This is a genomic window from Massilia endophytica (assembly GCF_021165955.1).
In the GTDB taxonomy this organism is placed as follows: Bacteria; Pseudomonadota; Gammaproteobacteria; order Burkholderiales; family Burkholderiaceae_D; genus Rugamonas; species Rugamonas endophytica.
Map to the genome: position 1 here is coordinate 3,412,052 of NZ_CP088952.1, position 26,456 is coordinate 3,438,507.

Below are 26,456 nucleotides of genomic sequence, written 5' to 3' on the forward strand. Positions count from 1 at the left end.
CAGGAGAGAACCATGTCTGACAACCAAGACGATCAAAGCAGCCTCGACGACGATTGGGGCGCGGCCATTGCCGAGCAGGCCAAGGCGGAAGCGGAGGCCATGGCGAGCCAGGCTGCCACCGCTGCCGTGTTCAAGGACTTCGGCAAGACCGCCGCCAAGACCGAGACCCATAACGATATCGACTTCATCCTCGATATCCCGGTCCAGCTGACGGTGGAGCTGGGGCGCACCAAGATCGCCATCAAGAACCTGCTGCAGCTGGCGCAGGGCTCGGTGGTGGAACTGGACGGCCTGGCGGGCGAGCCGATGGATGTGCTGGTCAACGGCTGCCTCATCGCCCAGGGCGAGGTGGTGGTCGTGAATGACAAGTTCGGTATCCGTTTGACTGATATCATCACACCTTCCGAACGCATCCGAAAATTGAATAAATGAAGAAGAACGGTTCCGTTTCCTTCCTGCTGGCAGCCTTGGCTGCCAGTTTGTGTTTCTGCGCCCTGCCTGCCTCAGCCCAGAAGGCGGACGCCCCGCCTGCCCCGGCGGCCGCGGAAACGCCCATCGCCCCGCCTGCGCAGGCTCCTGTGGCAGCGCCCGCCGCGGCTGCGCCCACGCCCGAACAGCAGGCCGCCCTGGCGGGCGCGCGCGCTCCGGCCGTGTCGCCCGCCGCCGCGCCGTCCGCCGTCGGCAGCCTGCTGCAGACCGTGCTGGCCCTGGCCGTCGTGCTCGGCCTGCTGGTCGGCCTGGCCTGGATGCTCAAGCGCTTCGGCCCGCGCCACATCACGGGCGGCACCACCGTCAAGCTGGTGGGCGCGCTGAGCGTGGGGGCGCGCGAGCGCATCCTGGTGGTGGAAGTGGGGGAGCAATGGATCGTGGTGGGCGCTTCGCCCGGGCGCATGAACGCGCTGGCCACCCTGCCGCGCCAGGAAACGCCGGACCTGCCGGAGCAGCCGCATGGCGCCCTCCCGGCCGCCAATTTCGCGGAATGGTTCAAACAGACGATTGAAAAGCGCAATGGCAAATAAGCGCATCCTGAGCGTGCTGGGCGGCGTGCTGGCCCTGGCCCTGCCATTGTGGGCGGCGGCCGAGCCCACCATCCCGGCCTTCACCACCACCCCGGCGCCGGGCGGCGGCACCAACTACGGCCTGTCGCTGCAGACGCTGATCATCATGACGGCGCTGACCTTCCTGCCGGCGGTGCTGCTGATGATGACGGGCTTCACGCGCATCATCATCGTGCTCTCCCTGCTGCGCCAGGCGCTCGGCACGCAAACGGCGCCGCCCAACCAGGTCATGGTGGGCCTGGCCCTCTTCCTCACGTTCTTCGTCATGGGGCCCGTGTTCGACCGCATCTACACCGAGGCCTACCAGCCCCTGCAGCGCAACGAGATCAATGTGACCCAGGCCCTGGAACGGGGCGCGGCGCCGCTCAAGACCTTCATGATGAAACAGACGCGCCAGGCCGACCTGGCCCTGTTCGTGAAGATCTCGCGCACGCCCGCCCTGCAGGGCCCGGACGATGTGCCCCTGCGCGTGCTGATCCCGGCCTTCATCACGAGCGAGCTGAAGACGGCCTTCCAGATCGGCTTCGCCATCTTCATTCCCTTCCTCATCATCGACATGGTGGTCGCCTCGGTGCTCATGTCCATGGGCATGATGATGATGTCGCCCGCCGTGATCTCCCTGCCCTTCAAGCTCATGCTGTTCGTGCTGGTGGACGGCTGGCAGCTGCTGCTGGGGTCACTGTCCCAGAGTTTCTACTGAGGAGCTGAGCGATGAATCCCGAAACCGTCATGACCATGGGCCGCCAGGCCATGGAAGTCACCCTGCTGGTGGCGGCCCCGCTGCTGCTGGTGGCCCTGGTGATCGGCCTCATCGTCAGCATCTTCCAGGCGGCGACCCAGATCAACGAATCCACCCTCTCCTTCATTCCCAAGCTGGTGGGCGTGTTCGTGGCCCTCGTGGTGGCCGGGCCGTGGATGCTGTCGGTCATGCTCGACTACATGCGCCAGGTGCTCACGGGCATTCCCAACCTGGTGAGCTAAGTGCTCTTCCTCTCGGCCGCGGACGTCAACGCCTGGATCGCCGGGCTGCTGTGGCCGCTTACCCGCATCCTCGGCCTGATCGCGGCCGCGCCCGTGTTCGGCAACAGCCGCATTCCCGCGACCGTCAAGCTCAGCCTGGGCGTCATGATCGCCCTGGTGATCGCCCCCACGGTGCCTGCCGTACCGGCCGCCGAGCCCACGTCCTGGGCCGGGCTCATCATCCTCGCCAAGGAACTCATTACGGGCGTGGCCATGGGCTTCGTGATGCGCATCGTGTTTGCGGCGGTGGAAATGGCGGGCGAGATCAGCAGCCTCACCATGGGCCTGGGCTTCGCCAGCTTCTTCGACCCCATGTCGCAGGGGCGCTCCTCGGCCATCGGCCAGTTCCTGGTCTGGATCGCCACCCTGTCGCTGCTGGTGGCCAATGTGCACCTGCTGCTGTTCGAGGCGCTGGCGGAAAGCTTCGTCACCATGCCCATTTCAGCCGAGATGCTGCATGGGGGCGGCTTCTGGAACGTTGCCACCTGGGGCGCGAAGATCTTCAATGCGGGGCTGCAGCTCTCGCTGCCGATTGTCGCGGCGCTGCTCATCACCAACGTCGCGCTGGGCATCCTCACGCGCGCCGCGCCCCAGCTGAACCTGTTCGGCATCGGCTTCCCCATCACGCTGGGGGCCGGTTTCCTGGTGCTGATGATCTCCCTGCCCTACCTCACCACCCCGATGCTCAACCTCTTCCACCAGGGCACCGAAAAAGCCCGCCACGAACCACGCGCCCTGCAAGGCCAGGGCGACACCCTCCCCCGCAAGCGGAAATAATTTCTTAAAGGGGTCTGTCCCCTTTAGGAAAGACCCTAGGGTGTTTCTTAAAGGGGACGGACCCCTTTAAGAAATTAGAGGTAGTTGAAGAGGGAGAGGGAGGAGGCGGCCTTGAAGCTTTTCTGGGCGGCTTCCAGGCTGGCCTGCTGCTGGGTGAAGCGGGAGATGGCTTCGATGGGATCGACTTCGATGAACTTGGCGATCTGCGCTTCGTACTGGATGTTGATGTCGATGCCGGAGCTGTCGAGGTAGTCCACTTCCTTCAGCCCCGCGCCGATCGAGGCGCGCACGGACAGCACATTGTCCTGCGCATTCGTGATGTTCTGGTTGGCGATGCTCAGGGCGTTGGTCAGCGCGGCGCCATCCGCCGGCGTGCCCGCCGGGCCGCGCAGGGTGTCGATCACGCCCTGGATGGTGGTGAACAGCGACTGGTTCTGGCTCGGCTTGACCGTGAAGATGTCGCCATGCGCCGGTTCGCCCTTGATGTCGAACTGCATTCCGTCGAAGACGATCGGGTCGCCCGCCTTGTACGGCAGGGCGGGCGACGTCAGCAGCGTACCCGTGGTGGCGTCCGTCACGGTGTATTCCGTCAGGTTGGTGCCGTCCGGTTGGGCCGTGATGGTGAAGTCGACCGTGTAGTCGTGCCCCGTCAGCAGGGCCGCGTCGACCACGGAACCCGGCGAGACCACGCCCGTGCCGCCGCGCCCCACGTTGCCGGGATCGGCCTGCGTCAGGAAGGTGCCGTTGCCGGTGATGTTGTTCTCGAAGATGGAGGTGCCCGAGGTGCTGATGGCCAGCTTGCGCCCCGTCGCCACCTGGAGTTCGCGCACGCCCTGGTCGCCGAAGTAGTTCGCGCCCGTGGCGGTCTGGACGTACGGCTGGGTGTTGGTCTTGTAGCCGGAGAAGAGATAGCCGCCCGTGCCGTCGGCGCTGTTGGCCAGCGCCAGCATGTCGCGCAGCCGGCCTTCGAGTTCGACCGCCAGCGCTTCCCGGTTGGCCGGGGTCAGGGACGGATTGCCCGCATACAGCACCGTGTCCTTCACGTCGTCCAGCAGGTCGCCTACGGAGCTCAGCGCCAGGTCCACCTGGGACAGGGTGCTGTTCGCCGTCTGGCGGTTGGTGGCGTACTGCGTGTTCAGTTCCTTGGACTGCGTCACTTCCAGCGCGCGCGCCGAGGCGACCGGGTCGTCCGACGGCGTGAGGACGCGGCGCCCGGTGGAGAGCTGGAGCTGGGTCTTCAGCAGGTTGCCCTGCAAGGTGCTCAGCTGGCTGACGCCCGCATCGTAAATCTGGCTGGTACTGATCCGCATGCCCATGGTGAAATCCTCTTATATCAACGCAGCGAGAGCAGCGTGTCGAACAGTTCGCTGGCCACCTGCATCACCTTGCCTGCCGCCTGGTAGGCCTGCTGGTAGCGCAGCAGGTCGGCCGCTTCTTCATCCAGGTTGACGCCGGACACGGTCTGCACGGCCGCCTTGGCCTGCGAGACCGCCGTTTCGCTGGCCTCGCTGCTGATCTGCATCTCGCGCGTCTTGTTGGCCACCATGTTGACGGTCTGGGCGTAGCTGCCCTGGAAGGTGGCGGTATTGCCAGCCAGGATGTTCTTGGTCTGCAGCCCCGCCAGCAGCACGCCGTTGCGGCTGTCGCCCACGCCGCTGCTGTTGGGCGCCACGGTGAACACGTCGCCTTCCTTCGGTTCGCCCGCCACCGTCACCGTAATGCCGTTGAAGCGGATGGTGGCGTTCGGCTCGTAGGCAATGGTGGTGGTGCCGGCCGGATAGGTGGTGGAGCTGCCGTCCTGGAGCGTGACCACGATATCCGTCGTGCCCGGGAAGCCGTCCAGGGTGCGCGTGGCCGGGTCGGCCGGATCGGCCTGGTGGAAGGTCAGGGGCAGGGGCGCCGTCAGTGCATTGCCCGCGGTCAGGTAGTCCACGTCCACACTGCCCGGCGTGATGGTGCCGTTGCCTTTGTTGGCGCTGCCCACCGAGGTGGCGACGGGGGCCGCCAGCGCAATCTTGCTGCGGTCCGTGATCGCCACCTTGAATTCGGCCGCCGCGTTGTAGGTGGGGCGCACCTGGAAGTGGTCGCCCTCCACCGCCGCGCCGGTGATCATGTAGCTGACGCCGTCGATCTCGACCGGGTCCGTCATCGGGTCGGGCAGGTAGGTGGTCTGGCCGTCGCTGCGGCGCACGACGTACTGGCCGCCTTCGTACTTCACGTCGTAGTCCATGCTGGTGAGCTGGCTCGCGTTCGTGATGGTGGCGTCGATCGTGGCGGCACTGGAGGGCGAATTCCGGGTGTCGTAGCCCACATAGGCCTTGGTGACGGCGAAGAAGTTGCCGCCCAGGTCGCCGTTCAGGTCCTGCCCCAGCCTGTGCTGGTCGTTGAAGCTGGCCGCCAGGCCCGCCGCCATCTGGCCGAGCGAGTTCTGCACGCGGTCCAGGGACTCGCTGCGGAACTTCATCACGCCGCCCAGGGCGCCGCCCGTGAAGGCGCTGTCGGGCAGGGCCGAGACGCCGCCCGAGGTCTGGTAGCCCACCGTCACGCGGCTGGGGTCGGTCGGCGAGGTGCTCACGCCCAGCTCGACGGTCGTGGCCCCGATCACCAGGGGCTGGCCGCTGCCGAAGGAGAGGCTGAGCATATTGTTATCGCTCGGCATCACGTTGACCTGGATGTGCTGGTTCAGTTCACGGATCAGCTGGTCGCGCCGGTCGAGCAGGTCGTTGGGCGGGTTGTTCTTGTCCAGGCTCAGGCCCGCGATCTGGTTGTTGAGCTTGGCGATCTCGCCCGCATAGGAGTTGATCTGGGCCACGCTGGCGGTGATCGTGCTGTTGACGCCCGCCTGGATCTCCGTCAGGCGCCCGCTCACTTCCTGGAAGCGCGAGGCCAGGGTCTGGGCGGCGGACAGCATGGAGTCGCGCGCGGCAGGCAGCGAAGGGGTGGAGTTGGCGTTCTGCACGCCCTTGAAGAAGTCCTGCAGCGCGGGCGAAATGCCGATGCTGCTGTCGGCCAGCATATTGTCGATCTGGCTGATCTGGCTGTAGTAGGCGTCCACCGAGGACTGGGTGGCCTGGGCGCCCATGAGCTGCTTGTTCAGGAAGTCGTCGTAGAAGCGCTTGATCTGGGCCACTTCCGTGCCCGTGCCCACGAAACCGACCCCGATGCCGATGGGCTTCGTGGTCGATTGCACCACCTGCTGGCGGCTGAAGCCCGCCACGCTGGCATTGGTAATGTTGTGCCCTGCCGTGGCGAGGCCCGTCTGGGCCGCCAGCAAACCGCTCTTACCAATGCTGAGTAGACTGCTCATGATGTGTTTTCTTTCCCGCTTGGTCTGTTAACGGCACACATGGCCTGCGCTTTAGGCCAGTGTCTTCTTGATAATGGCCGCCAGTTTGGTGGCGTAATTCGGATCGGTGGCGTAGCCCGCCTTCTGCAGCCCGCGCGCGAAGCTGGCGGCGTCGCCGCCGCTGGCCAGCACTTTCTCGTAGCGCGGATTGTTGGTGATGAGCTTGGCGTAGTCCTTGAAGCTGTCCGCGTAGCTGTCGTAGGCGCGGAACTTCTCCACCCGGCGCTGCGCCCGGCCGTTCACGTATTCCGTGGTCACCGCCTCCACCACCTTGCCCTTCCAGTCGGCGCCGGCCTTGATGCCGAAGAGATTGTGGCTGGCGCTGCCGTCGCGGCCCTTGATCTCGCGCCGGCCCCAGCCGCTCTCCAGGGCGGCCTGGCCCAGCATGAACTTGGCCGGGATGCCGGTGGCGCGGCTGGCCTCCTCGGCGTGGCTGGCGAGCTTGTCCTGGAAGGCCTTCACGTGCGGCAGGCGCGAACCGCCCGCGGCGCCGGACGCCGCGGCGGCCGTGTCCACGGCGCTGGCGCCGCCGGCCGCCTCGATGGAGCGCTGCAGGCGCGCCGCGTCGAGCAGGCTGCGCGAGAAACCGCCGTCCTTGAGCACGGCGCCGTCGCTCTCCACGCCGCTGGCCACGGCCGCGTCCATGCCCTGCACGCCGCTGGTCTTGGACAGCTGCCGGATCAGCACGTCGGCCAGGCCCACGCCCTTCTTGGCCAGGTTCTGGCTGGTCTGCTGGTCCAGCATGGTGGTAAACATCTTGGTCTGCTGGTTGTCCAGCATGCCTTCCGCCGGGGCCGCCTCGCGCATGCTCTTCATCATCATGTTGATGAACATCGCTTCGAACTGCTGGGCAGCCGTCTTCAGCGCCTCCGGCGAACCGGCCTGCGCGGAACGGCGCAGGTCGCCCAGGCCCTTGCTGTCGATGGCAAGGTCGGGCGCGCTCAGTTCCTTCGGGCTGCTGGTCTGGCGGATCATGGCTGGTCCTTAGATGATTTCCAGCTCGGCGCGCAGGGCGCCGGAGGTCTTCATGGCCTGCAGGATGGCCAGCAGGTCCTGGGGCGAGGCGCCGATGGCGTTCAGGGCCTTCACCACGTCGGCCAGGGCGGCGCCGCCCGGCAGCATGATGACCTTGCCGTTATCCTTCTTGATGTCGACCTGGCTGTTCTGCGTCACCACGGTCTGGCCGCGCGAGAAGGCGTTCGGCTGGCTCACCTGGGGCTCGCTGTTGACCGAAACGGTGAGGTTGCCGTGCGAGATGGCGCACGCCTCCAGCGTGACGGCCTGGTTCATCACCACCGAGCCCGTGCGGGCGTTCATGATGACTTTGGCAGCCAGCTTGGCCGGATTCACGTCCAGCTGCTCGAGCTCGCCGATAAAGGCCACGCGCTGGTCGCTGCCGTTGGGGGATTGCACGCGGATCACGCGGCCGTCCAGGGCATAGGCGATGCCGCTGCCCCATTTGTCGTTGATGGCCTGCACCACGCGGCTGGCGGTGGAGAAATCGGTGTTGTGCAGCTCCAGGCGGATATTGCCGCCCTCGCCCACATTGCTGGCCACGGCGCGTTCCACCGTGGCGCCGTTGGAAATGCGGCCCACGGACAGGTGATTCACCTGCACGGAAGCGCCGCCGCCCGGCGCCTGGGCGCCCACGCCGCCCACCACCAGATTGCCCTGGGCCATGCCGTAGACCTGGCCGTCCGCGCCCTTCAGGGGCGTCATCAGCAGGGTGCCGCCGCGCAGGCTCTTGGCATTGCCCATGGACGACACGGTGACGTCGAGCTGCTGGCCCGGCTGGGAGAACGGCGGCAGCGAGGCGGTGACCACCACGGCGGCCACGTTCTTCAGCTGCATGTTGATGCCCGCCGGCAGGGTGATGCCCATCTGCTGCAGCATGGAGGCAATGCTCTGCACGGTGAACGGGGTCTGGGTGGTCTGGTCGCCCGTGCCGTCCAGGCCCACGACGAGGCCGTAGCCCATCAGCTGGTTCTGGCGCACGCCGGCGATGCTGGCGAGATCCTTGATGCGCTCCGCCTGCACGGCGGGCGCCAGCAGCAGCGCCAGGCTCAGGCCCAGCACCTTGCAGGTCGTGGCGAAGGTCTTCATGGTCAGAATGGCAGCAGGCTGAGGAAGAAGCGCGAGGCCATGGAGCTCAGCTCGGCACGGTCCACGTGGGAATTGGTGCGGTATTCGACGCGCGCATCGGCGATGGCGGTCGAGGCCACGGTGTTGCCGGGGCCGATGGAATCGGGGTTCACCATGCCGGAGATGCGGATGAACTCGGTGCCCTTGTTCATGGCGATCTGCTTCTCGCCCGCCACGATCAGGTTACCGTTGGGCAGCACCTCGACCACGGTGGCGCCGATATTGCCCGTGAAGGTGTTGCTGGCCGACTGGTTGTCCGCATCGGCGAACTTGTTGTTGGCGCTGGTGGACAGGTCGGCGCCGAACTTCCCTTGCAGGGGGCCCGGCACGCCGAAGTTCACGCTGCCCGACTTGCTGGCCGAGCTCGCGCCCGATTTCACGGCGGAGGTGCGCTCGGTGATGGCGATATTGATCACGTCGCCGATCTGGCGCGCGCGGCGGTCTTCGAAGGCGGGGCGGTAGCTGCTTGCCTGGTAGATGGAACCGTTGGTCGGCGCGGGCTGGGCCACCACCAGGGGACGGGCCGTGGTGGGACCGGCCACGATGCTGGTGGGGGTGCTGGCGCAGCCGGCCAGGGCGGCGGCGGTCAGGGCGATAAGGGCTTTGTTCATGGCGGTGTCTCGCTTACATCTGCGACAGTTTCTGCAGCATCTGGTCCGAAGTGGTGATGGCCTTGCTGTTGATCTCGTAGGCGCGCTGGGTCTGGATCATGTTGACCATCTCCTCCACCACGTTCACGTTGGAGGTTTCCACATAGCCCTGCAGGATCACGCCGGTGCCGTTGGTGCCGGGCACATTGTCCTGCGGCGCGCCGGAGGCGCCCGTTTCGACGTACAGGTTCTCGCCCTTCGACTCCAGGCCGGTGGGGTTGATGAAGGTGGCCAGCTGGATATTGCCGATCTGCTGGGGCGCGGCCTGGCCCGGCAGGGTCACGGAAACCGTGCCATCCTTGCCCACGGTGATGCTGCTGGCATTGATGGGAATGGTGATCGCGGGCTGCAGCACATAGCCGGTGGAGGTCACCATCTGGCCGTTCTGGTCGCGCTGGAAGGAGCCGTCGCGGGTGTAGGCGGTGGTGCCGTCGGGCAGCAGCACGGTGAAGAAGCCGTTGCCGTTGACCATCAGGTCCTTGTCGTTGCCGGTGGCCTGGGGGTTGCCCTGGGTGTGGATGCGCTCGATCGTCACGGGGCGCACACCCGTACCCACCTGCATGCCGGAGGGAAGCTGGGTCTGCTGGGAGGAGGCGGCGCCGGGCTGCCGTACGTTCTGGTACAGCAGGTCCTCGAAGACGGCGCGCGATTTCTTGAAGCCGTTGGTGCTGACGTTGGCCAGATTGTTGGACACGGTGTCCATCTGGGTCTGCTGGGCTTCCATGCCCGTCTTGGCGATCCATAGCGAACGAATCATCTGCTTTCTCCTGTCAGGGCAAAAGCCCTTTTTCATGAAAGCATTATGCGGCGTTCAGGATCAATTCAAAGCGAGGATCTGGGTGGCTTTCGCAGCGTTATTCTCGGCATTCTTCAACAGGCTCATTTGCGTGTCGAAGGAGCGCGCCAGGGCGATCATGTCGACCATGGCGTCCACGGGATTGACATTGGAGCCCTCCAGGGCGCCCTCGGCCAGGCGCACCGTGGCGTCCGGGTCGGCCGGCTGGCCCGAGCGCTGGCGGAACAGGCCGTCCGAGCCCCGCTCCAGCCCCGCCGTTGGCGGATTGACCAGCTTGATACGGCCCAGCACATTGGCGGGACCCGGCTGGGTCTGGTTGGTGTCGATCACGCTCACCGTGCCGTCGGCGCCGATGGCGATCTCGGTATTGGGCGGAATGGCGATGGGGCCGTTCTCGCCCTGCAGGGTGTGCCCGGCGCCCGTCTGCAGCAGGCCGTTCTGGCTGATCTTCAGGCTGCCGTTGCGGGTATAGGCCTCGGACCCGTCGGGCGACTGCACCGCGATAAAGCCCTCCCCGCGCAGGGCCACGTCCAGCGGCCGGCCCGTGGTTTCGATGGGGCCGGCGCTGAAGTCGCTGCCCGAGGTGGCGTTGACCACGAAGCTGCGCGTGGGCAGGCCTTCGGACACCACCGGCACGGCGCGGAAGCTGTCGAGCTGGGCGCGGAAGCCGGTGGTGGCCACGTTGGCCAGGTTGTTGGCGGTGGAGGCCTGCCGGTCCAGGATGTGCCTGGCGCCGGTCATGGCGGTGTAGACGAGCTTGTCCATGGCTTACTCCCGCATCAGGCTTAGCGCATGTTGACCAGGGTCTGCAGCACGGAGTCCTCGGTCTTGATGGTCTGGGCATTGGCCTGGTAGACGCGCTGGGCCGTGATCATGTCCACCAGCTGCTCGGTCAGGTCCACGTTCGACGATTCCACGGAGGAGGAGCGCATCAGGCCCATGCCGCCCTCGCCCGGCACGCCGATCTGGGGCACGCCGGAGGCCGAGCTCTCGGCCCAGGCATTGTTGCCCAGCGGCGTCAGGCCGTCCACGTTGGAGAAGTCGGCCAGCACCAGCTGGGCCAGCGGACGCGACTTGCCGTTGCTGTACTGGCCGATGATGACGCCGTTCTCGTCCGCCGCGAAGCGCTGCAGGGTGCCCGAGGAATAGCCGTCCTGGCTGGACAGTTTTTCCGAGGTGGGCTGGCCGTACTGGGTAATGCCGTCGAAGGTGGTGGCGATCGGCATGTTCAGGATGGCGCCATTGTCCGGGAAGATGGGCAGGCTGATATTGAAAGGCAGGGTCTGGGCCGGGGTCAGGGCCGCCATGGCCGCCGCGTCCAGCTGGCCGGACTTGTTGAACACCAGGGTGCCCACCTTCACGGCCGGCACCGACACGGCCTTCTCGAAGGCGGCGTTGATGATGTCCGGGTTGTTGCCCGCGACGGCGCCCACGTCGGTCGGCGCCGTGAACAGCTCGGTGATGCGCGCAATGGTTGCCGCATCCGCGCCCTGGGCCGTCGCCTCGGCCACGACGGCGGCGCCGGCGGCGGCCGAATAGGCCTGCTGCGCGGCCAGCACGGCGGCCGGGTCAGCCGGAACGGCGTTGACGGCGGTGAAATAGTCGGCGCGCGCGGTAATGGTGGCCGCATCGGTGGTGGTGATCTGCATGACGCGCTTGGCCTGGGCTTCGCGGCCGTCGTTGCCGGCATACACATCCCATTGGCCGCCGGCCGTCTTCACATAGAACATCGACATCACGTGCTCGTTGCCCAGCGAGTCGTAGACGGGCAGCACGGTCTGCTTGTTGTAGGTGGTGGGGTCGGCCGCATCGAAGGGCACGGTGGCCGGGATCTCGGCGCGCGAGTCCAGGTTGATCTTGAAGTTGGCCTTGGTGGTCTGCACCGGCGCCAGGTCGGCGGTATCGATGACGATGGGCACGGGCGCGCCGGACAGGATCAGGCCGTCCTTGTTCGCCATGTAGCCCGTGACCTGGGCGCCCTGGGCGTTGACGAGGGTGCCGGCCTTGTCGAGCAGGAACTGGCCATTGCGGGTGTACTGCACGGCGCCGTCCACCACGGTGCGGAAGAAGCCGCCGCCGTTGATCGAGATGTCCAGCGGATTGTTGGTCGTTTCGATATTGCCCTGGGTGAACTGCTGCGCCAGGCGGGCGACGCTCACACCGATGCCGGGGTTGTTGCCGCTCACGCCGTTCAGCGAGTTCGCGTACAGGTCGGCGAACTGGGCTTCCGAGCTCTTGAAGCCCACGGTGCTGGCGTTGGCGATGTTGTTGCCGATCACGTCGAGCGATTTGGTGGCGGCGTTCAGGCCGCTGAGACCTTGTTGGAACATGGTTTTCCCCTGTGTGTGGTGGGCTTACAGAATTTGCTTGATGTCGTCCATGGTCAGCTGACCAAGGTTCGGAATATTGAGTTTCACGCCGCCGGCGCCGTTCGACACGCTGGCCACGGTGCCGAAGCTGAGGGTGCGCACTTGCTCGCTGGTCAGGGGCTCGTCCTTGACCTTGGCCTTGACGCTCAGCACGTAGTTGCCGTCGGCGATGGTGCTGCCGTCCTTCAGCTTGCCGTCCCACACCATGGGCAGGGCGCCGGCGTCGACGTCGTTCATGGTGATGGTGTGCTTGATGTTGCCGGCCTTGTCCTTGATGTCGACCGTGACTTCATCGGCCGAGGTGGCCAGCTCCAGGCCGAAGATGCCCTTGCCTTCCGTGACCTGGATGGAGGTGCCGGGGGCGAGGATGCCGTGGTTGATGAGGCTGGTTGCCTGCAGGTTGGCGGCGGCCTGCTGGTCCGAACGCAGGGTTTCCAGCGTATCGTTGAGCTTGTTGATGCCGGTCACGGTGTTCAGCTGCGCCAGCTGGCTGGTGACCTGGGCGTTGTCGAGCGGGTTCAGCGGATCCTGGTTCTTGAGCTGGGTGATCAGCAGCGTCATGAACTTGTCCTGCTCGGCCGAGATCTTGTCGCTGGTGGAAGGCCCTTTCGGGTTCACGGCGTTCAGCAGGGCCGAGGACGGCGCGGTATTGGTATTGGTGGTGGCGACGGCCATGGTTATTGTCCGATGGTGAGGGTTTTGAGCAGCAGCGACTTGGCTGCGTTCATGGTTTCCACATTGGTCTGGTAGGAGCGCGAGGCCGACAGCATGTTCACCATCTCGTCCACGACATTCACATTGGGCATGCTCACATAGCCCTTCTCGTCGGCCAGCGGGTTCTTCGGATCGTAGACCTGCTTCAGGGGCGAGGGATCCTCGATCACCTGGCGCACCTTGACGCCGGTGGAAGCCTTGTCGCCCGCGGGCGTGGCTTCGAACACCACCTGCTTGGCGCGGTAGGCTGTGCCGTTGGCGCTGGTGGCCGAATCGGCATTGGCCAGATTCGACGCCACCACGTTCAGGCGCTGGGCCTGGGCGCTCATGGCCGAACCGGATACATTGAAAATATTAAACAGCGACATGATTACTGACCTCCCTGAATGGCCGCCAAGAGGCCCTTGATCTGGGAATTGATCAGGGTGACGCCCGCTTCATAGCGCAGCGCGTTGTCGGCGAACTGATTGCGTTCCACATCCATGTCCACGGTATTGCCGTCGACCGAACCCTGCACCACGCCGCGGTAGAGCAGCGGCGTGCCGTCGGGCAGGGCCTTGCCGTCCTGCGCGGGCGCCCCGTAGTGCTTGGCTGCGGTGGTCTTCAGCCCGGCCTGGTTCGCATTGCCCAGCGCATTGCTGAGGGCGGCGCTAAAATCGATGTCGCGCGCCTTGTAGCCGGGCGTATCCGCGTTGGCAATATTCGAGGCGATGACGGACTGGCGCTGCGAGCGCAGGCTGAGCGCGGTCTCATTGAATCGCAGGTAATCGTCGAGTTTCCCTAGCATGGCAGCTCCATGGCATCTTCTGGTAGTGACAGGTTCGATCATACGGAGCCGGGGGCGCAAACAATCCGATGAGAAAGACGGGCTTTTCCGCCCTATTCCCCGCTTCGCTTTACACGGCCGCCTTTAAGATGGCTGCATTCCCCACTGTATGAAGTGCCCGCCATGAAACTGCCGATGTTCACTGCCGCGCTGCTGCTGAGCTCCCTCGCCCAGGCGCAGACGCCGCCCAAGACGGACGCCGCCCGCCTGCGCCAGACGGTCGAGCAATTCCTGCAGGTGCAGAGCGCCGGCCTGCCGGGCAAGGTGAATGTCACGGTGGGCGCCATCGACAGCCGCACGGCGCTCGGCCCCTGCGCCGCGCCGGAGGCCTTCCTGATGCCCGGCGCGCGCGCCTGGGGCAAGACTTCGGTGGGCGTCAGGTGTGCGGCGCCCTCCACATGGACGGTATATATTCAGGCTAACGTGTCGGTGCTGGGCAACTATATTGCCGCCGGCGTGCCGCTGGCCCAGGGCCAGACCATCCAGGAAAGCCAGCTGGTGACCCTGCAGGCGGACCTGACGACCTTGCCATCCAACATCGTCACCGACAAAGCGCAGGTGGTTGGCCGCAGCAGCAATATTTCGCTCGCGGCCGGGATGCCTTTGCGTTTGGACAACATGCGGAACAAGCCCGTGGTGCAGAACGGCCAGCTGGTGCGCCTGGTGGCGGCCGGCGCCGGATTCAGCATTTCATCGGAAGGCAAGGCCACCGGCAATGCGTCGGAAGGCCAGGTGGTGCAGGTAAGGACGGCGAGCGGCCAGCAGGTCTCGGGCGTCGCCAAGGCAGGAGGTCTGGTCGAGGTCGCGTTCTGAGGATTTGCCGGCCGGGCTAAAGTTTTCGCCGCCTGCGCCGATATATGACTCGTGTACCGGGGTAAAAGTACTCCAACCAGACGAGGAAGATGCTGTGAAAATCAACGATACATTAAAGAGCACGAACGGCTTGCCGGCGTCCTCGCCCAATACGGCCGGCAGTGCGCGCACTGCCGAAAAGGCCGCGGCGACCGCGGCACAGACCCAGGCCAGCTCGGACAATGTGCGCCTGTCGGCCCAAGGACAGGCGCTGGCGGCCAGCGGCACCAGCGGCGCGAATGCGGTCTTCGACAGCAAGAAGGTCGAGCGCATCAAGCTGGCGATTGCCGATGGCCAATTCCAGGTCAATTCGGAGAAAGTGGCGGACGGCCTGCTGGAAACGGTCAAGGACCTGCTGCACTCCCGCAAACGATAGGTAGAACATGCACACCGCCACCCCGATGGACAGCCTGCGCGCCGAGCAGGCCCTGATCGCACAATTGCTGGACGTCCTGCAAGAGGAACAGCAGTGCCTGGTGGCGGCCGAGATCGATGCGCTGAGCGAACTGACGCCGCGCAAGTCGGCCCTGATCGGCGAGATGGCGGTGCTGGCCTCGCAGCGCCACCGTCAGCTGGGCGCGGCGGGCTTTGCGGCCCAGGAATCGGGCATGGACGCGTGGCTGGCCGCGCATGGCGGCGACGCCGGCGCGGCGCTCTGGCAGCAGCTGCTGGACCAGACGCGCGAAGCGAAGGAACTGAACCGCCTGAATGGCATGCTGATCAACCGCCAGCTGGGCCACACCCAGGGCGCCCTGCAGGCCTTGCGCCCGCAAGCGGCCCCCGTCTACGGCCCCAACGGCCAGACCGCCCCCCGCCCCGCCAGCCGCGGCTTCGTCGCCGGCTGATCCACCAAAAATTTCCTAATTGGGGACAGACCCCTTTAAGCAACACCCTAGGGTGTTGCTTAAAGGGGTCTGTCCCCAATTAGGAAATTTTCATTGCGCCGGGGTGGTGGGGATTTCTTTGACGACGTCCGGTAGGTTGGAGAGGATCGTCACCGCCACGCGGCGGTTGCGGGCGCGGCCTTCGGCTGTGTCGTTCGGGGCCACGGGGTGGTTGGCGGCGTGCCCCACGGCCGTGAGCCGCTCGGGCGCCACGCCCGCGTCGATGAAGAGGCGCACCACCGCCGCCGCCCGCACCGCCGACAGCTCCCAGTTCGAGGCGAAGGCCGTGCGGATCGGCTGGTTGTCGGTATGGCCTTCCACCTGCACCGCATGCGGATCGTTCTTCAGCAGCCCCGCCACGGCGCGCAGGGCTTCGCGCGATTCGTTCGTCAGCCGCGCATCGGCCGGCTCGAACAGCACGCTGGCGTTGATCTCCACGCTCACGCCGCGGCTGGTCTGCGTCACCCTCACCTTCCCTTCCTTGACCAGCGGCGCCATGGTGGACATGAGGTCCTGCGCCAGCTTGGTGAGCTGGGTGCGCTCGCGCTTCATCATTTCCTGGCGCCGTTTCAACGCGGGATTGGGCAGGGGCAGATTGGGAATGTCGGTGTCGATGCGGCGCGCCGCGCCCTGGCCGCCGAAGGCGTCGCCCAGGGCGTCGGAGAAGATCTTGTACTTGCCCTCGTTGACCGAGGAGATGGAGTACATCACCACGAAGAAGGCGAACAGCAGCGTGATGAAGTCGGCGTAGGAGATCAGCCAGCGCTCGTGGTTCTCCGGCTCCTCGTCGAACTTCCTGCGGGCGCGCCGGTAGACGAAGGCCATGTCAGTGCTGCTCCCTCAGCAGCGTGGCGATGCGTTCGTCCATCACCCGCGAGAGGTCGCCCATGGCGATGTCGTTGAACACGGCCGCCGCGATCTCCATCTGGTGCACCTGCTGGATCACGATGTTTTTCAGCTTGTTGGCAATGGGGTAGAACAGCAGGTTGGCCAGGCCCACGCCGTAGATGGTGGACACGAAGGCGACCGCAATGCCCGAACCGAGCTTGCTCGGTTCCGTAAGGTTTTCCATCACGTGGATAAGGCCCAGCACCGCCCCCAGGATGCCGATGGTGGGCGAATAGCCCGCAGCCGATTCCCACATGCGCACGGCCTGCCGCTCCGCCATCTCGAAGGCGGTGATCTCGGTGTCGAGCAGCTGGCGCATCTTGTCCGGCTGGATGCCGTCCACGATCATGCGCAGGCCCTTGGCGGTGAAGTAGTCCTTGGTGCCCAGCATGTGGCGCTCCAGTGCCAGCGGGCCTTCGCGGCGCACGGTCTGGTTCCAGGCGGCGATGTCGCGCGCCAGGGCGCCGCGCGTGTCTTCGGGCGGACGGATGACCCAGGCCAGCATGCGCACGCCGCGCCGCAGGGTGGCGGGACGGGTCTGCAGCATGACGGCGCCGAACGTTCCCACCACCACGATGGCGAAGGCGGCAGGCTGGATCAGCGAGGCGGCCTTGCCGCCTTCCAGCGACTGGCCCACCAGCAGGCCGGCCAGCGCCAGCACAAGGCCGATTATGCTGGACCAGTCCATGCCTGCTCCCGCAAGGTGGCGCGCAGGCGGGCCACAGCCTGCGTGTGCAGCTGCGAAACCCGCGATTCGGATACGCCCATCACGGCGCCGATTTCCTTCAGATTGAGTTCTTCCTCGTAGTACAGGCCCATGAGCATCTTCTCGCGCGGCGGCAGCGCCTCGATGGCGTCGATCACGGCCTGGCGGAAGTCGGTGTCGAGCAGCGCGCGCAGGGGATCGGCGTCCTCGTCGTGCGCGTAGCGGTCGAGGAAGCTGTCGTTGCCGTCGTCGTCGTGGAAGTCTTCGTAGTAGACCAGCTGGTGGCCGCCGCCTTCGGACAGCATCTCCTGGTAGTCCGCCAGCGAGAGCTTGAGCGATTTGGCCACTTCCGATTCGCTGGGCGGACGGCCCAGGCGCTGCTGCAGCGCGGCCATGGCGTTCTCGATCTTGCGCATGTCCTGGCGCATGGAGCGCGGCATCCAGTCGCTGCTGCGCAATTCGTCGAGCATGGCGCCGCGGATGCGCATGACCGCATAGGTCTCGAACTGGGCGCCGTGGGTTTCTTCGTAGCGGTTGATGGCGTCGAGCAGGCCGATCATCCCGGCCTGTACCAGGTCATCGACTTCCACACTGGGCGGCAGCTTGGCCTTCATGTGGTGGGCAAGGCGCTTGACCAACGGCATATGCTCCGTCAGCAAGGATTCCTTGTCCACTTTCCCTTTGACCGTGTACATATAGTTCTAGTTCTTCTCAGGCGCCAAGATGGTTGCCACTCCCTGTTCAGTATGCCGGCGAGCCCGCCAGGGCCAGACGTCCGGCCAGCTGGCGGAAGGCCACCGAGGCGCCTGCCAGCGGGAAGGCATCGACCACCGCGCGCCCGAGGCGCGCTGCGCGATGCAGGTATTCGTCCGCCGGCACCGAACCCATGGAAACGAGGTTCACGGCCAGGTAGCGGCTTGCCGCTTGCGCCATATTATCGTAAACCACACGGGCTTCGGCCTCCGATGCTCCCGTGACAACAATCCCGAAGGGACGGCGCCCCAGTTCATGGTTCAGGCGCTTGATCATCATGTAGGCGTTCTTGATGGAGGTGGCGCTGTTCGAGACCTGCACCACGATGTCGGAGCTGGCCATCACGGGCACGGGGAAGGCCTCGCCGTCGAACTCGCCGTCCACGATCACGATATCGGTCTGCGCGGCCAGCACGTCGAAGGCCTTGGCCAGGCGGCGGCCTTCGTCCGGCCCGCGGCGCATTTCGCCGCGCGTCATGGAGACCACGTTGAAGCCCTGCGGCGCCTGGTGAATGACCTCGTTCAGGGCGCACTGCTGGCGCGCCACGCTGAGCAGGCTGGCGCCGTCGTCCACACCGAGGCGGGAAGCCACGCCATGCGCGCTGGCGCAGGCGTCCACCAGGGTCACGTCCGTACCGGCCCGGGCCAGGGTCGCGCCCAGGTTGACCAGCATGGCGCCCTTGTCGTCCTGCGGGGTGGCGGAGAGGAAGGTGACGATGCGCGGCCGCGGGCCGGCCAGCATCCGGCGCAGGCCTTCGGCCTGGTCGAAATTGAAGTTAGCCAAGGTGCACCTCGCGCAGCATGCTGTCGGCGCCCGCGGCGGCCATCAGCAGGGGCAGTTCGGAATCGGCGTACTGGGTCGCGGCGGCGCCCTGCTTCAGGCTGAAGGCGCGCTCGATCAGCTCGGCGGGCTTGGCCAGGTGCAGGTCTTCCGGCACGCGCTGGCCGTTGGACACGTAGTAGAGCTGGAGCTTCTGGCGGATCACTACGTCCAGCACATTGCCCAGGGAGGCCGCTTCGTCCAGCTTGGTCATGATGCAGCCCGCCAGGCCGCTGCCCTGGTAGGCGCGCACCACTTCGTTCAGGGTTTCCTGGGTGGCGGTGGCGTTCAGGCAGAGAATGCGCTTCACGTCGGCGTCCGCGCCTTGCAGCATGGCCACCTGCTCGGTCACCATCTGGTCGCGCTGGCTCACGCCCACGGTATCGATCAGCACGGTGTGCTTGTTCTTCAGCTCCTTCAGGGCGATGCGCAGGTCGGCCTCGTCCTTCACGGAGTGCACCATCACGCCCAGGATCTTGCCGTAGATGCGCAGCTGCTCATGGGCGCCGATACGGTAGGCGTCGGTGGTGATCAGGGCCAGCTTTTCCGGGCCGTGGCGCATCACGCAGCGCGCGGCCAGCTTGGCGGTGCTGGTGGTCTTGCCCACGCCGGTGGGGCCGACCAGGGCGAACACGCCGCCCTGCTCCAGCAGCGCGTCCTCGTTGCCGAGCGCGGAGAGGTTGCGGGTCAGCACGGTGCGGATCCAGTCGCGGCTGTCGGCGGCGCTGCGGCCCTGCGGCAGCTTGTCGAGCAGGTAGCGCGAGAGCGTGGCGGAGAAGCCCGCGGCCAGCATCTCGCGCAGCACGGTGGTCTTGTGCGGGTCGCGCTGCTGGGTATTGCCCCAGGACAGTTCGGCCAGCTGGGTTTCCATCATGCCGCGCATGGCGCGCAGTTCGCTCATCATCGTGCTCATTTCGGCGGCGGCGTTGGCCTTGGCGGCGTTGACAGCGTCGGCCACCATGGCGGAGATGCGGTCCATGTCCATCGCGGGCTGGGCCGGCGCGGCGGCGCGCGGCGCGGCGGGACGGGCCGGAGCCGTGGCCGCGGCGCGGGGAGCGGCTGCCGGGCGCACCGGGGCGGGACGCTGGGGAATGTTCAGGGGAGCGTTCAGGCGGGCGGCCATGGCCTCGTCATAGGCCTGGGCGATGCTGGCCGAACGGGCGGCCGGGGCCTCGTCCAAGTCCAGCTGGGGCTGGGGCGCGGCCATGGGCGAATCGGCGGCGGGGCTGGCCAGGGAAGCGGCATCGTCATTGGCCAGGGCCAGGATCTCCACCACGCCGTCCATGGGACGGTTGGAGAGGATCACCGCATCCGGGCCGAGGGCTTCGCGCACTTTGCGCAGCGCCTCACGCGACGTGGGCGCGGTAAATTTTTTGACGTTCATTGCGACTCCTGTTGGGCTGGTCCCGCGTTTCGCACGCGCGGTTCGACTCGTATGGTCAAATTATTGACGATGCCCAAGAGAAATCATCGGTGGAACAGGCCGGGAAATCCCCTGTATTTCCCGGATGGCTGATTGTTAATTGAACAGCTCCTCGGGCGTGCTCGCGTCGTACAGCCTGGCGCCCCATTGCAGCAGCTGCTCGGAGCTGGCCCCATCGAGCCTTGCACGCACGGTACCGGACAGCGCGCCAAAGCGCCGCTCCAATTGCGCAGTCAGCATGGCAAGAATCCCTTCGCGCCTGCCCTGCTCCAGGCCCTGTTCGAGGCCCTTTTCCATGCCGAAGCGTTCAGCATTCGATATCCAGCCCATGTTGCTCTCCTTCTCGAAAGTGGAAATGCGGCTCCACAATTGCTTCTCGAGCTCAGGTGGCAGACGCATCATCCAGTCGATCACCTTGTACAAATCGATAATACGCTGCTTGTCCCAGGAGCGCTCATAGAGAAGCCGGGTGAGGCGCCATTTGGCGTCGTAGCGCTCATGCGGAGCCCGGCGCGTGCTGCCGGTCAGCAGGTGCGCCGCTGTCACGAGCGCGAAGGGATTGGGATTGCCCAGCAGCGCGTCCATGCTCTTCGCATGGTCCTGCAGCTTGGCCGCCGCGAAGCGCAGGCGCAGGCTGCAGCCCAGCAGCTCGTAGCCGAAACTGCGGGGACGCCAGCACTTGCCCCGGTCGGCCAGCACGACGCTCGCCCTGCGCCAGCGTGTGGACCGACACCAGCCGGTCGGCGATGCGCCTGCCCTGCCTGCCATCCTGCGCGATGGCCGCCAATTCGGTATCGAGGAAGACGTAGGGACGAGTCCAGTCAATGGCCGCGTGGGCTGATGGGAAGTAGAAGGCGAGGAAGTCCGGGAAGTAGCGCGTGATGGCATCCTTCCACGGCGCGTCGAAATCGTCGGCCATCCTGCCAGTCTATTGCGCCGGCCGGCACGGGTGGCCGACTGGCGCAAAGGACGGGCACGATCAGGCCGGGTTGCCCACCAGCGCCGTGACGCGGATGGTCTTGGTCTCCGGGATCTCGGCGTGCGACAGCACCTTCAGCTGCGGCAGCGCGCGGCGCAGGAAGCGCGACAGCAGCGCACGCAGCGGGCCCGGCACCAGCAGCACGGGCGTGACGCCCAGCGCTTCCTGCTGCGCGGCCGCCTGCTGCGCCTGCTGGGCGATGGTATCGGCCAGGCCGGGCTCGATGCCCTCGCCGCCGCTCGTCTGCAGGGCCTGCATCAGCAGGCGCTCCAGGCGGTTGTCCAGGGTCATCACGGACAGCTCGCCGCCGCTGGGGAACAGCTGCTGCACGATGGCGCGGCCCAGGGCCACGCGCACCAGCGCCGTCAGCTCGTTCGGGTCCTGCGTCTGGGCGGTGTGCTCGGCCAGCGACTCGATGATCGAGCGCATGTCGCGGATATGCACGCCTTCCTGCAGCAGGTTCTGCAGCACCTTCTGCAGCGCGGACAGGGAAATCATCTTCGGCACCAGGTCTTCCACCAGCTTCGGCGATTCCTTGCCCAGGTGGTCCAGCAGCGCCTGCACTTCGCCCCGGCCCAGCAGCTCGGAAGCGTGCGTGGTGATGAGGTGGTTCAGGTGCGTCGCCACCACCGTGCCTGCGTCGACCACGGTATAGCCCATGCCCTGGGCCTGGTCGCGCATGCCGGCGTCGATCCACACGGCGGGCAGGCCGAAGGCCGGGTCGGTGGTCGCCAGGCCGGGCAGCGTGCCGCTGGCCATGCCAGGATTGATGGCCAGGAACTGGCCGTTGTAGGCTTCGCCCGCCCCCACTTCCACGCCCTTGAGCGTGATGCGGTAGGCGGAAGGCTTGAGCTCCAGGTTGTCGCGGATATGCACGGGCGGCGCCAGGAAGCCCACTTCCTGCGCGAACTTCTTGCGGATGCCCTTGATGCGCTTCAGCAGCTCGCCGCTCTGCGCCTTGTCCACCAGCGGAATCAGGCGGTAGCCCACTTCCAGGCCGAGGGTGTCCACCGCCATCACGTCCTGCCAGGTGGCTTCTTCCGATTCGGCAGGCGCCGCTGCACCGGCGGCGCCTGCGCCCCCTGCAGCACCCTGCGCTTCCGGCGAGGCGGCACGCTCGGCTTCCGCCTTGGCGCGCTTGGACAGCAGGTAGCCCGCGCCGCCCAGGGCGCCGCCCAGCAGCAGGAACACGAGGTTCGGCATGCCGGGGATCAGGCCCATGCCGCCGATGATGGCGGCCGTCACGTACATCACCTGCGGCTTGGCGAAGAGCTGGCCGATCACCTGGGTGCCGATGTCGGTTTCAGCGGCCACGCGCGACACGACGATACCGGCCGCGATCGAGATCACCAGCGAAGGAATCTGCGCCACGAGGCCGTCACCGATGGCCAGCAGCGTATAGTTTTTGATCGCCTCGCCGAAAGGCATGTCGTGCTGGATCAGGCCCACCAGCAGGCCGCCCACGATATTGATGACGGTGACCAGGATGCCGGCCACCGCGTCGCCGCGCACATACTTGGACGCACCGTCCATCGCGCCATAGAACTCGGCTTCCTGGGACACTTCGGAGCGGCGGCGGCGCGCCTCGGCTTCGCCGATCAGGCCCGCGTTCAGGTCCGCGTCGATGGCCATCTGCTTGCCCGGCATGGCGTCCAGGGCGAAGCGCGCGCCCACTTCGGCGATACGGCCCGCGCCCTTGGTCACCACCACGAAGTTGATGATGGTCAGGATGATGAAGACCACGATACCGACGGTGTAGTTACCGCCGATCAGGAAGTGGCCGAAGGCCTCGATCACCTTACCGGCAGCGTCGGCGCCGGTGTGGCCTTCGGTGAGCACCACGCGGGTGGAGGCCACGTTCAGGGACAGGCGCAGCATGGTCGACACCAGCAGCACGGTCGGGAAGGCCATGAAGTCCAGCGGCTTGACCGTATAGAGGCTGGTCAGCAGCACGATGATGGACAGCGCGATATTGAAGCTGAAGAACAGGTCCAGCATGAAAGCCGGCAGCGGCAGGATCATCATCGCCAGCAGCATGATGATCAGGATCGGCGCCGCCAGGCTGCGGCCGTTCACGCCGGACAATCCGGCCATCCATGCTGGCATTTTCAGGCTGTTCATGATTCAGCTTCCCTTGGTATGACTTAGTTGTTGTCAGGCTTCTTCTGCGAGGCCGGGTTGTGCGGGTCCATATCGGCCGGCACGTCGAGCTTGCTCGGACGGTCCGGATAATGGCCGCCCGGACGGTAGGCGCGCAGCTGGTAGACATAGGCCAGCACTTCGGCCACGGCCGCGTACAGGCGGGCCGGGATCTCGTCGCCGATGTCCGTATGCTTGTGCAGCGCACGGGCCAGGGCAGGCGCTTCGAGGATGGCGACCTTGTGCTCCTTCGCCAGCTCGCGGATCTTGGCCGCCACTTCGTCCGTGCCCTTGGCCACCACCTTCGGCGCGCCGCGCGAGCCGTCGGCGTATTTCAGCGCGACCGCATAGTGGGTCGGGTTGGTGACCACCACGTCGGCGGTCGGCACGTCGGCCATCATGCGGCGCTTGGCCATCTCGCGCTGCATCTGGCGGATCTTGCCCTTGATCTGGGGATTGCCGTCCGATTCCTTCGATTCCTGGATCACTTCCTGGCGCGTCATCTTCAGCTTGTTCGCGTAGTGCCACATCTGGTAAGGCGCGTCGATGGCGGCGATGAAGCCCAGCGAACCCACAAGGAAGAGGAAGCTCATGGCCATCATGTCCAGCAGGTGCGCAAAGGCCTCGCGCGGCGGCTCGTTGGCCAGGCCGAACATGGCTTCCTTGTTCTTCATGATGACGAGGTAGGCCACGGCGCCCACCACCACGGTCTTGGCGATGGCTTTCACCAGCTCGACCAGGGAGTTCTTGGAGAACAGGTTGCTGATCCCGTTGATCGGGTTCAGCTTCATGAAATTGGGGGTGAAGGCCTTGGAGCTGAACAGCCAGCCGCCCACCAGCAGGGGCGAGGCCAGGGCCACGATCATCACGGCCGCGCCCAGCGGCAGGCAGGCGATGAGCACCTGCACCAGGTCCATGAGAATACGGTGGATCAGCACGTCGGGATCGAACACCTGCTCGCGGGTGAGCGAGAGGCCGGACACGAGGGTGGAGCTGAGCTGGCGCACCAGGCCCGAACCGGTCATCCACAGGCCGGCGCCCGCCGCCATCAGCACGGTAAACGTCGCCACTTCCCGGCTTCGGGGAACGTCGCCTTCCTCGCGCGCCTGTTCAAGGCGCCGGGGTGAGGCTGATTCGGTCTTTTCGGCGTCGCTGTCTTCCGCCATGGGGCACTCCTGTTTCGATAGCTGACATTATTGCCGCGCCAGCAAATGCGCCATGGGCCGAACAGAGGGCAAAACCCGCGTTAATTGGAGATTTCCATAGAGAAAGTAGGAGGCAAAATCACCCCTGTGGCGTGCTAGTATTGCGCGAATGCAAACCATCCATCACTCGACGGTCGTGCTGCGGCCCGGCCTCTACATCCTGCGCCACCCGGGCCGCGGCGGCCCCCTGAGCATCGGCCGCGCGGCAGGCGATCCCGCCCATTGCGGGACCATGGAACAGCTGTCCACCCCCGGCACCCACGGGGCCGTGCTGCGCGGCCCGCAGGACTGCATCGTGCTCCAGGTGGCAACGGCGCCGGTCGAGCTGCTGGTGAGCGCCTATGGCGCCGAACCGGCCGAGCTGCGGCTGGACGCCATCGACCTGTCCCCGCCCCGCCCCGCACTGCAGGTGCCCGCGCAGGGCGTGAGCGTTGTCGGATACGTGGACGGCGCAGGCGAACAGGTGGCGAGCGGCGGCGCCCTGCTCGGCAGCACTGGCGATGGCGGCCGGCTGGAAGGCCTGCAGCTGCTCTGGCCTGACCGGCCGGAGGACGTGGACCTCGTCTGCCGCATCACAATGGAAGGCAAGGGCCACTCCCCCGTCGTGCCCAGCGGACGCTTCCTCGGCAGCCGTGGCGAAGGAGGACGTATCGTCGCCCTCTCCATCGGCCTGGCGGGGCCGGGCGCCGCCAATTACCAGCTCACGGGCTGGGCCTATTTTTCCGGCGCCTACATGCTGCCGGTGACGAGCGGCGCCGTGCTGAGCGGGCCGACGGGGCTGGAACACCTGACCGGGATCGGCGTCAATGTGCAGGCCGTACTGCAGGAAGCGAAACCCGCAAAGGCCGCGAAGGCTGCAGCCAAACCGCGCGCCAAGCGCAAAACGAAGCGCTGACGCGGCAAGATGAACATCCTGTTCATCCACCAGAATTTTCCGGCCCAGTTCGTGCACCTGTCGGCTGCGCTGGCGGCGGAGCGGGGGAACCGCGTTGTGGCCCTGGCCTTCAACGACAACCCGGCGCCGCCCGGTGTCGAGGTGCAGCGCTACCGCCTGCTGCGCGAACGCGCGCCGCAGACCCATGCCCTGCTGGCGGAAAACGAACAGGACGTGCTGCGCGCCGAGGCCTGCGCTTCGGCGGCCATGCAGCTCAAAGCCTCGGGTTTCGAGCCGGATGTCATCTACGCGCATCCCGGCTGGGGTGAAGCCCTCTTCATCAAGGATGTGTTCCCGGCGGCGAAGCTGCTGGTCTATTGCGAATACTATTATTCGGCCGATGCGCCGGACGTGGACTTCGATCCCGAGGCTCCGCGCATGAGCTTCGCGCTGCGCGCCAGCACCCGCATGCGCAATGCCCTCCAGCTGCTCACGCTCGATGCGGCGGACGCAGGCATCGCTCCCACGCACTGGCAGCGCGCGTCCTTTCCCGCAGCCTACCAGCCGAAGATCAGCGTGATCCACGACGGAATCGACCTCGCCGCGCTGCAGCCCCAGCCGCATGCCCGGCTGGACATCCAGCAGCCCGGCGGCGGCGCCATCCGGCTTGGCGCCGGCGATGAGGTGCTGAGCTACGTCGCCCGCAGCCTGGAACCCCTGCGCGGCTTCCCCGTGTTTATGCGCGCCCTGCCCGCCCTGCAGCGCCAGCGCCCCAGGGCCCAGACCGTGATTGCGGGGCTCGACCAGCAGATCTACAGCTATCGCCATCCCAGCGGGCGCAGCTGGCGCGAACAGATGCTGGCCGAGCTGGATGGAAAGCTCGACCTGAGCCGCATCCATTTCGTAGGACACATTCCGCGCGCCAGCTACCTCGGCCTGCTGAACGTGGCGAAGGCGCACTGCTACCTGACCACGCCCTTCCTGCTCTCCTGGTCCTTCCTGGAAGCGGCGGCCAGCGGCATGCCGGTGATCGCCTCCGATACCCCGCCGGTACGCGAGTTCGCGGCCGCATTGCAGCCGCAGCTGCTGCCCTTCCACGATCACGGCGCGCTGGGCGAGGCTCTGGCGCGCGCCCTGGCTGCGCCGCGTGCGCCGCGTTTGGTGCGCCAGGCGCCGGAAATCGAACTGCAGGCCTGCCTCGCGCGCCAGAAGGCGCTGATCGGATCCTTATGACAC

General features: G+C 66.3%; 29 protein-coding genes. 10 read left to right on the plus strand and 19 right to left on the minus strand.

Annotated features, from left to right (window positions below; genetic code table 11):
• Positions 1-12: 12 nt before the first annotated feature.
• Genes fliN through fliR form a run of 5 tightly spaced genes read left to right on the plus strand, consistent with a single transcriptional unit; the run spans position 13 to position 2,855 of the window.
• Positions 13-432, plus strand: coding sequence for a flagellar motor switch protein FliN (fliN, locus tag LSQ66_RS15620; RefSeq protein WP_231766120.1), 420 nt, complete (start codon positions 13-15; stop codon positions 430-432).
• Positions 429-1,019, plus strand: a complete 591-nt coding sequence (gene fliO / locus LSQ66_RS15625; protein WP_231766121.1) for a flagellar biosynthetic protein FliO — start codon at positions 429-431, stop codon at positions 1,017-1,019. Before fliN ends, fliO begins: the two co-directional genes overlap by 4 nt.
• Positions 1,009-1,758 carry a flagellar type III secretion system pore protein FliP gene (gene fliP / locus LSQ66_RS15630; protein ID WP_231766122.1) on the plus strand — a complete coding sequence of 250 codons (750 nt, stop codon included), beginning with the start codon at positions 1,009-1,011 and terminating at the stop codon, positions 1,756-1,758. The genes fliO and fliP overlap by 11 nt, the downstream gene beginning before the upstream one ends.
• Before the next feature lie 11 nt (positions 1,759-1,769).
• Positions 1,770-2,039, plus strand: a complete 270-nt coding sequence (gene fliQ / locus LSQ66_RS15635) for a flagellar biosynthesis protein FliQ (RefSeq protein WP_231766123.1) — start codon at positions 1,770-1,772, stop codon at positions 2,037-2,039.
• Positions 2,040-2,855: a flagellar biosynthetic protein FliR gene (gene fliR, locus LSQ66_RS15640; RefSeq protein ID WP_231766124.1), complete on the plus strand. Its 816-nt coding sequence runs from the start codon at positions 2,040-2,042 to the stop codon at positions 2,853-2,855.
• A gap of 74 nt (positions 2,856-2,929) precedes the next feature.
• Here fliR and flgL read toward each other — a convergent pair whose 3' ends face one another.
• Genes flgL through flgB form a run of 11 tightly spaced genes read right to left on the minus strand, consistent with a single transcriptional unit; the run spans position 2,930 to position 13,659 of the window.
• Complete coding sequence (flgL, locus tag LSQ66_RS15645) at positions 2,930-4,171, minus strand: flagellar hook-associated protein FlgL (RefSeq protein ID WP_307730218.1); 1,242 nt, start codon at positions 4,169-4,171, stop codon at positions 2,930-2,932.
• A 17-nt stretch (positions 4,172-4,188) separates the two neighbouring features.
• Positions 4,189-6,162 carry a flagellar hook-associated protein FlgK gene (gene flgK / locus LSQ66_RS15650; RefSeq protein WP_231766125.1) on the minus strand — a complete coding sequence of 658 codons (1,974 nt, stop codon included), beginning with the start codon at positions 6,160-6,162 and terminating at the stop codon, positions 4,189-4,191.
• A gap of 51 nt (positions 6,163-6,213) precedes the next feature.
• A complete protein-coding gene (flgJ, locus tag LSQ66_RS15655; RefSeq protein ID WP_231766126.1) occupies positions 6,214-7,176 on the minus strand; it encodes a flagellar assembly peptidoglycan hydrolase FlgJ in 963 nt (320 codons plus the stop codon).
• A 9-nt stretch (positions 7,177-7,185) separates the two neighbouring features.
• Complete coding sequence (locus LSQ66_RS15660) at positions 7,186-8,304, minus strand: flagellar basal body P-ring protein FlgI (protein WP_231766127.1); 1,119 nt, start codon at positions 8,302-8,304, stop codon at positions 7,186-7,188.
• Between the two features lie 2 nt (positions 8,305-8,306).
• On the minus strand, positions 8,307-8,954 hold the full coding sequence (locus LSQ66_RS15665; RefSeq protein WP_231766128.1) for a flagellar basal body L-ring protein FlgH: 648 nt from the start codon (positions 8,952-8,954) through the stop codon (positions 8,307-8,309).
• Positions 8,955-8,967: 13 nt separating this feature from the next.
• Positions 8,968-9,750, minus strand: coding sequence for a flagellar basal-body rod protein FlgG (gene flgG / locus LSQ66_RS15670; RefSeq protein ID WP_231766129.1), 783 nt, complete (start codon positions 9,748-9,750; stop codon positions 8,968-8,970).
• 60 nt (positions 9,751-9,810) lie between these two features.
• On the minus strand, positions 9,811-10,554 hold the full coding sequence (flgF, locus tag LSQ66_RS15675; protein ID WP_231766130.1) for a flagellar basal-body rod protein FlgF: 744 nt from the start codon (positions 10,552-10,554) through the stop codon (positions 9,811-9,813).
• 20 nt (positions 10,555-10,574) lie between these two features.
• Positions 10,575-12,119: a flagellar hook protein FlgE gene (locus LSQ66_RS15680; RefSeq protein ID WP_231766131.1), complete on the minus strand. Its 1,545-nt coding sequence runs from the start codon at positions 12,117-12,119 to the stop codon at positions 10,575-10,577.
• Positions 12,120-12,143: 24 nt separating this feature from the next.
• Positions 12,144-12,833 (minus strand): flagellar hook assembly protein FlgD, encoded by a 690-nt coding sequence (locus LSQ66_RS15685; protein ID WP_231766132.1) that lies wholly within the window; start codon positions 12,831-12,833, stop codon positions 12,144-12,146.
• A gap of 2 nt (positions 12,834-12,835) precedes the next feature.
• Positions 12,836-13,240 carry a flagellar basal body rod protein FlgC gene (flgC, locus tag LSQ66_RS15690; protein ID WP_231766133.1) on the minus strand — a complete coding sequence of 135 codons (405 nt, stop codon included), beginning with the start codon at positions 13,238-13,240 and terminating at the stop codon, positions 12,836-12,838.
• Positions 13,241-13,242: 2 nt separating this feature from the next.
• Complete coding sequence (gene flgB / locus LSQ66_RS15695; protein WP_231766134.1) at positions 13,243-13,659, minus strand: flagellar basal body rod protein FlgB; 417 nt, start codon at positions 13,657-13,659, stop codon at positions 13,243-13,245.
• 162 nt (positions 13,660-13,821) lie between these two features.
• On the opposite strand from flgB, the gene flgA reads away from it, so the two are divergent.
• From flgA to LSQ66_RS15710, 3 genes are all read left to right on the plus strand, one after another.
• Positions 13,822-14,511: a flagellar basal body P-ring formation chaperone FlgA gene (flgA, locus tag LSQ66_RS15700; RefSeq protein WP_231766135.1), complete on the plus strand. Its 690-nt coding sequence runs from the start codon at positions 13,822-13,824 to the stop codon at positions 14,509-14,511.
• Positions 14,512-14,605: 94 nt separating this feature from the next.
• Complete coding sequence (gene flgM / locus LSQ66_RS15705; protein ID WP_231766136.1) at positions 14,606-14,926, plus strand: flagellar biosynthesis anti-sigma factor FlgM; 321 nt, start codon at positions 14,606-14,608, stop codon at positions 14,924-14,926.
• A gap of 7 nt (positions 14,927-14,933) precedes the next feature.
• Positions 14,934-15,395: a flagella synthesis protein FlgN gene (locus tag LSQ66_RS15710; protein WP_231766137.1), complete on the plus strand. Its 462-nt coding sequence runs from the start codon at positions 14,934-14,936 to the stop codon at positions 15,393-15,395.
• Positions 15,396-15,485: 90 nt separating this feature from the next.
• On the opposite strand, the gene motD is transcribed toward LSQ66_RS15710, so the two are convergent.
• The 8 genes from motD to flhB form a co-directional block, all read right to left on the minus strand.
• A complete protein-coding gene (motD, locus tag LSQ66_RS15715; RefSeq protein ID WP_231766138.1) occupies positions 15,486-16,259 on the minus strand; it encodes a flagellar motor protein MotD in 774 nt (257 codons plus the stop codon).
• A gap of 1 nt (position 16,260) precedes the next feature.
• Positions 16,261-17,010 carry a flagellar motor protein gene (locus LSQ66_RS15720; protein WP_231766139.1) on the minus strand — a complete coding sequence of 250 codons (750 nt, stop codon included), beginning with the start codon at positions 17,008-17,010 and terminating at the stop codon, positions 16,261-16,263.
• Positions 16,992-17,723, minus strand: a complete 732-nt coding sequence (locus tag LSQ66_RS15725) for an RNA polymerase sigma factor FliA (RefSeq protein WP_231766140.1) — start codon at positions 17,721-17,723, stop codon at positions 16,992-16,994. The genes LSQ66_RS15720 and LSQ66_RS15725 overlap by 19 nt, the downstream gene beginning before the upstream one ends.
• Before the next feature lie 46 nt (positions 17,724-17,769).
• Positions 17,770-18,564 (minus strand): MinD/ParA family ATP-binding protein, encoded by a 795-nt coding sequence (locus LSQ66_RS15730; RefSeq protein ID WP_231766141.1) that lies wholly within the window; start codon positions 18,562-18,564, stop codon positions 17,770-17,772.
• A complete protein-coding gene (gene flhF, locus LSQ66_RS15735; RefSeq protein ID WP_231766142.1) occupies positions 18,557-19,984 on the minus strand; it encodes a flagellar biosynthesis protein FlhF in 1,428 nt (475 codons plus the stop codon). Before flhF ends, LSQ66_RS15730 begins: the two co-directional genes overlap by 8 nt.
• Positions 19,985-20,119: 135 nt before the next feature.
• Positions 20,120-20,722: a DUF4351 domain-containing protein gene (locus LSQ66_RS15740; protein WP_231766143.1), complete on the minus strand. Its 603-nt coding sequence runs from the start codon at positions 20,720-20,722 to the stop codon at positions 20,120-20,122.
• Positions 20,723-21,002: 280 nt separating this feature from the next.
• Complete coding sequence (flhA, locus tag LSQ66_RS15745; protein ID WP_231766144.1) at positions 21,003-23,123, minus strand: flagellar biosynthesis protein FlhA; 2,121 nt, start codon at positions 23,121-23,123, stop codon at positions 21,003-21,005.
• Between the two features lie 23 nt (positions 23,124-23,146).
• Positions 23,147-24,307 (minus strand): flagellar biosynthesis protein FlhB, encoded by a 1,161-nt coding sequence (gene flhB, locus LSQ66_RS15750; protein ID WP_231766145.1) that lies wholly within the window; start codon positions 24,305-24,307, stop codon positions 23,147-23,149.
• Positions 24,308-24,455: 148 nt separating this feature from the next.
• Between flhB and LSQ66_RS15755 the strand changes: the two genes are divergently transcribed.
• Positions 24,456-25,241 carry a hypothetical protein gene (locus LSQ66_RS15755; protein ID WP_231766146.1) on the plus strand — a complete coding sequence of 262 codons (786 nt, stop codon included), beginning with the start codon at positions 24,456-24,458 and terminating at the stop codon, positions 25,239-25,241.
• 9 nt (positions 25,242-25,250) lie between these two features.
• Positions 25,251-26,453: a glycosyltransferase gene (locus LSQ66_RS15760; protein ID WP_231766147.1), complete on the plus strand. Its 1,203-nt coding sequence runs from the start codon at positions 25,251-25,253 to the stop codon at positions 26,451-26,453.
• The last annotated feature ends 3 nt before the right edge of the window (positions 26,454-26,456 follow it).

Bases quoted from the DNA above. Each gene is read 5' to 3' on its own strand.
- flgG (WP_231766129.1), bottom strand. From the start codon at position 9,750: ATGATTCGTTCGCTATGGATCGCCAAGACGGGCATGGAAGCCCAGCAG.
- LSQ66_RS15755 (WP_231766146.1), top strand. From the start codon at position 24,456: ATGCAAACCATCCATCACTCGACGGTCGTGCTGCGGCCCGGCCTCTAC.
- LSQ66_RS15680 (WP_231766131.1), bottom strand. From the start codon at position 12,119: ATGTTCCAACAAGGTCTCAGCGGCCTGAACGCCGCCACCAAATCGCTC.
- flgB (WP_231766134.1), bottom strand. From the start codon at position 13,659: ATGCTAGGGAAACTCGACGATTACCTGCGATTCAATGAGACCGCGCTC.
- flgL (WP_307730218.1), bottom strand. From the start codon at position 4,171: ATGGGCATGCGGATCAGTACCAGCCAGATTTACGATGCGGGCGTCAGC.
- flgJ (WP_231766126.1), bottom strand. From the start codon at position 7,176: ATGATCCGCCAGACCAGCAGCCCGAAGGAACTGAGCGCGCCCGACCTT.
- fliN (WP_231766120.1), top strand. From the start codon at position 13: ATGTCTGACAACCAAGACGATCAAAGCAGCCTCGACGACGATTGGGGC.
- fliO (WP_231766121.1), top strand. From the start codon at position 429: ATGAAGAAGAACGGTTCCGTTTCCTTCCTGCTGGCAGCCTTGGCTGCC.
- flhF (WP_231766142.1), bottom strand. From the start codon at position 19,984: ATGAACGTCAAAAAATTTACCGCGCCCACGTCGCGTGAGGCGCTGCGC.
- motD (WP_231766138.1), bottom strand. From the start codon at position 16,259: ATGGCCTTCGTCTACCGGCGCGCCCGCAGGAAGTTCGACGAGGAGCCG.
- LSQ66_RS15760 (WP_231766147.1), top strand. From the start codon at position 25,251: ATGAACATCCTGTTCATCCACCAGAATTTTCCGGCCCAGTTCGTGCAC.
- fliP (WP_231766122.1), top strand. From the start codon at position 1,009: ATGGCAAATAAGCGCATCCTGAGCGTGCTGGGCGGCGTGCTGGCCCTG.
- LSQ66_RS15685 (WP_231766132.1), bottom strand. From the start codon at position 12,833: ATGGCCGTCGCCACCACCAATACCAATACCGCGCCGTCCTCGGCCCTG.
- LSQ66_RS15710 (WP_231766137.1), top strand. From the start codon at position 14,934: ATGCACACCGCCACCCCGATGGACAGCCTGCGCGCCGAGCAGGCCCTG.
- LSQ66_RS15665 (WP_231766128.1), bottom strand. From the start codon at position 8,954: ATGAACAAAGCCCTTATCGCCCTGACCGCCGCCGCCCTGGCCGGCTGC.
- fliQ (WP_231766123.1), top strand. From the start codon at position 1,770: ATGAATCCCGAAACCGTCATGACCATGGGCCGCCAGGCCATGGAAGTC.
- flhA (WP_231766144.1), bottom strand. From the start codon at position 23,123: ATGAACAGCCTGAAAATGCCAGCATGGATGGCCGGATTGTCCGGCGTG.
- flgC (WP_231766133.1), bottom strand. From the start codon at position 13,240: ATGTCGCTGTTTAATATTTTCAATGTATCCGGTTCGGCCATGAGCGCC.
- flgF (WP_231766130.1), bottom strand. From the start codon at position 10,554: ATGGACAAGCTCGTCTACACCGCCATGACCGGCGCCAGGCACATCCTG.
- flgK (WP_231766125.1), bottom strand. From the start codon at position 6,162: ATGAGCAGTCTACTCAGCATTGGTAAGAGCGGTTTGCTGGCGGCCCAG.
- LSQ66_RS15725 (WP_231766140.1), bottom strand. From the start codon at position 17,723: ATGTACACGGTCAAAGGGAAAGTGGACAAGGAATCCTTGCTGACGGAG.
- flgA (WP_231766135.1), top strand. From the start codon at position 13,822: ATGAAACTGCCGATGTTCACTGCCGCGCTGCTGCTGAGCTCCCTCGCC.
- LSQ66_RS15720 (WP_231766139.1), bottom strand. From the start codon at position 17,010: ATGGACTGGTCCAGCATAATCGGCCTTGTGCTGGCGCTGGCCGGCCTG.
- LSQ66_RS15660 (WP_231766127.1), bottom strand. From the start codon at position 8,304: ATGAAGACCTTCGCCACGACCTGCAAGGTGCTGGGCCTGAGCCTGGCG.
- flhB (WP_231766145.1), bottom strand. From the start codon at position 24,307: ATGGCGGAAGACAGCGACGCCGAAAAGACCGAATCAGCCTCACCCCGG.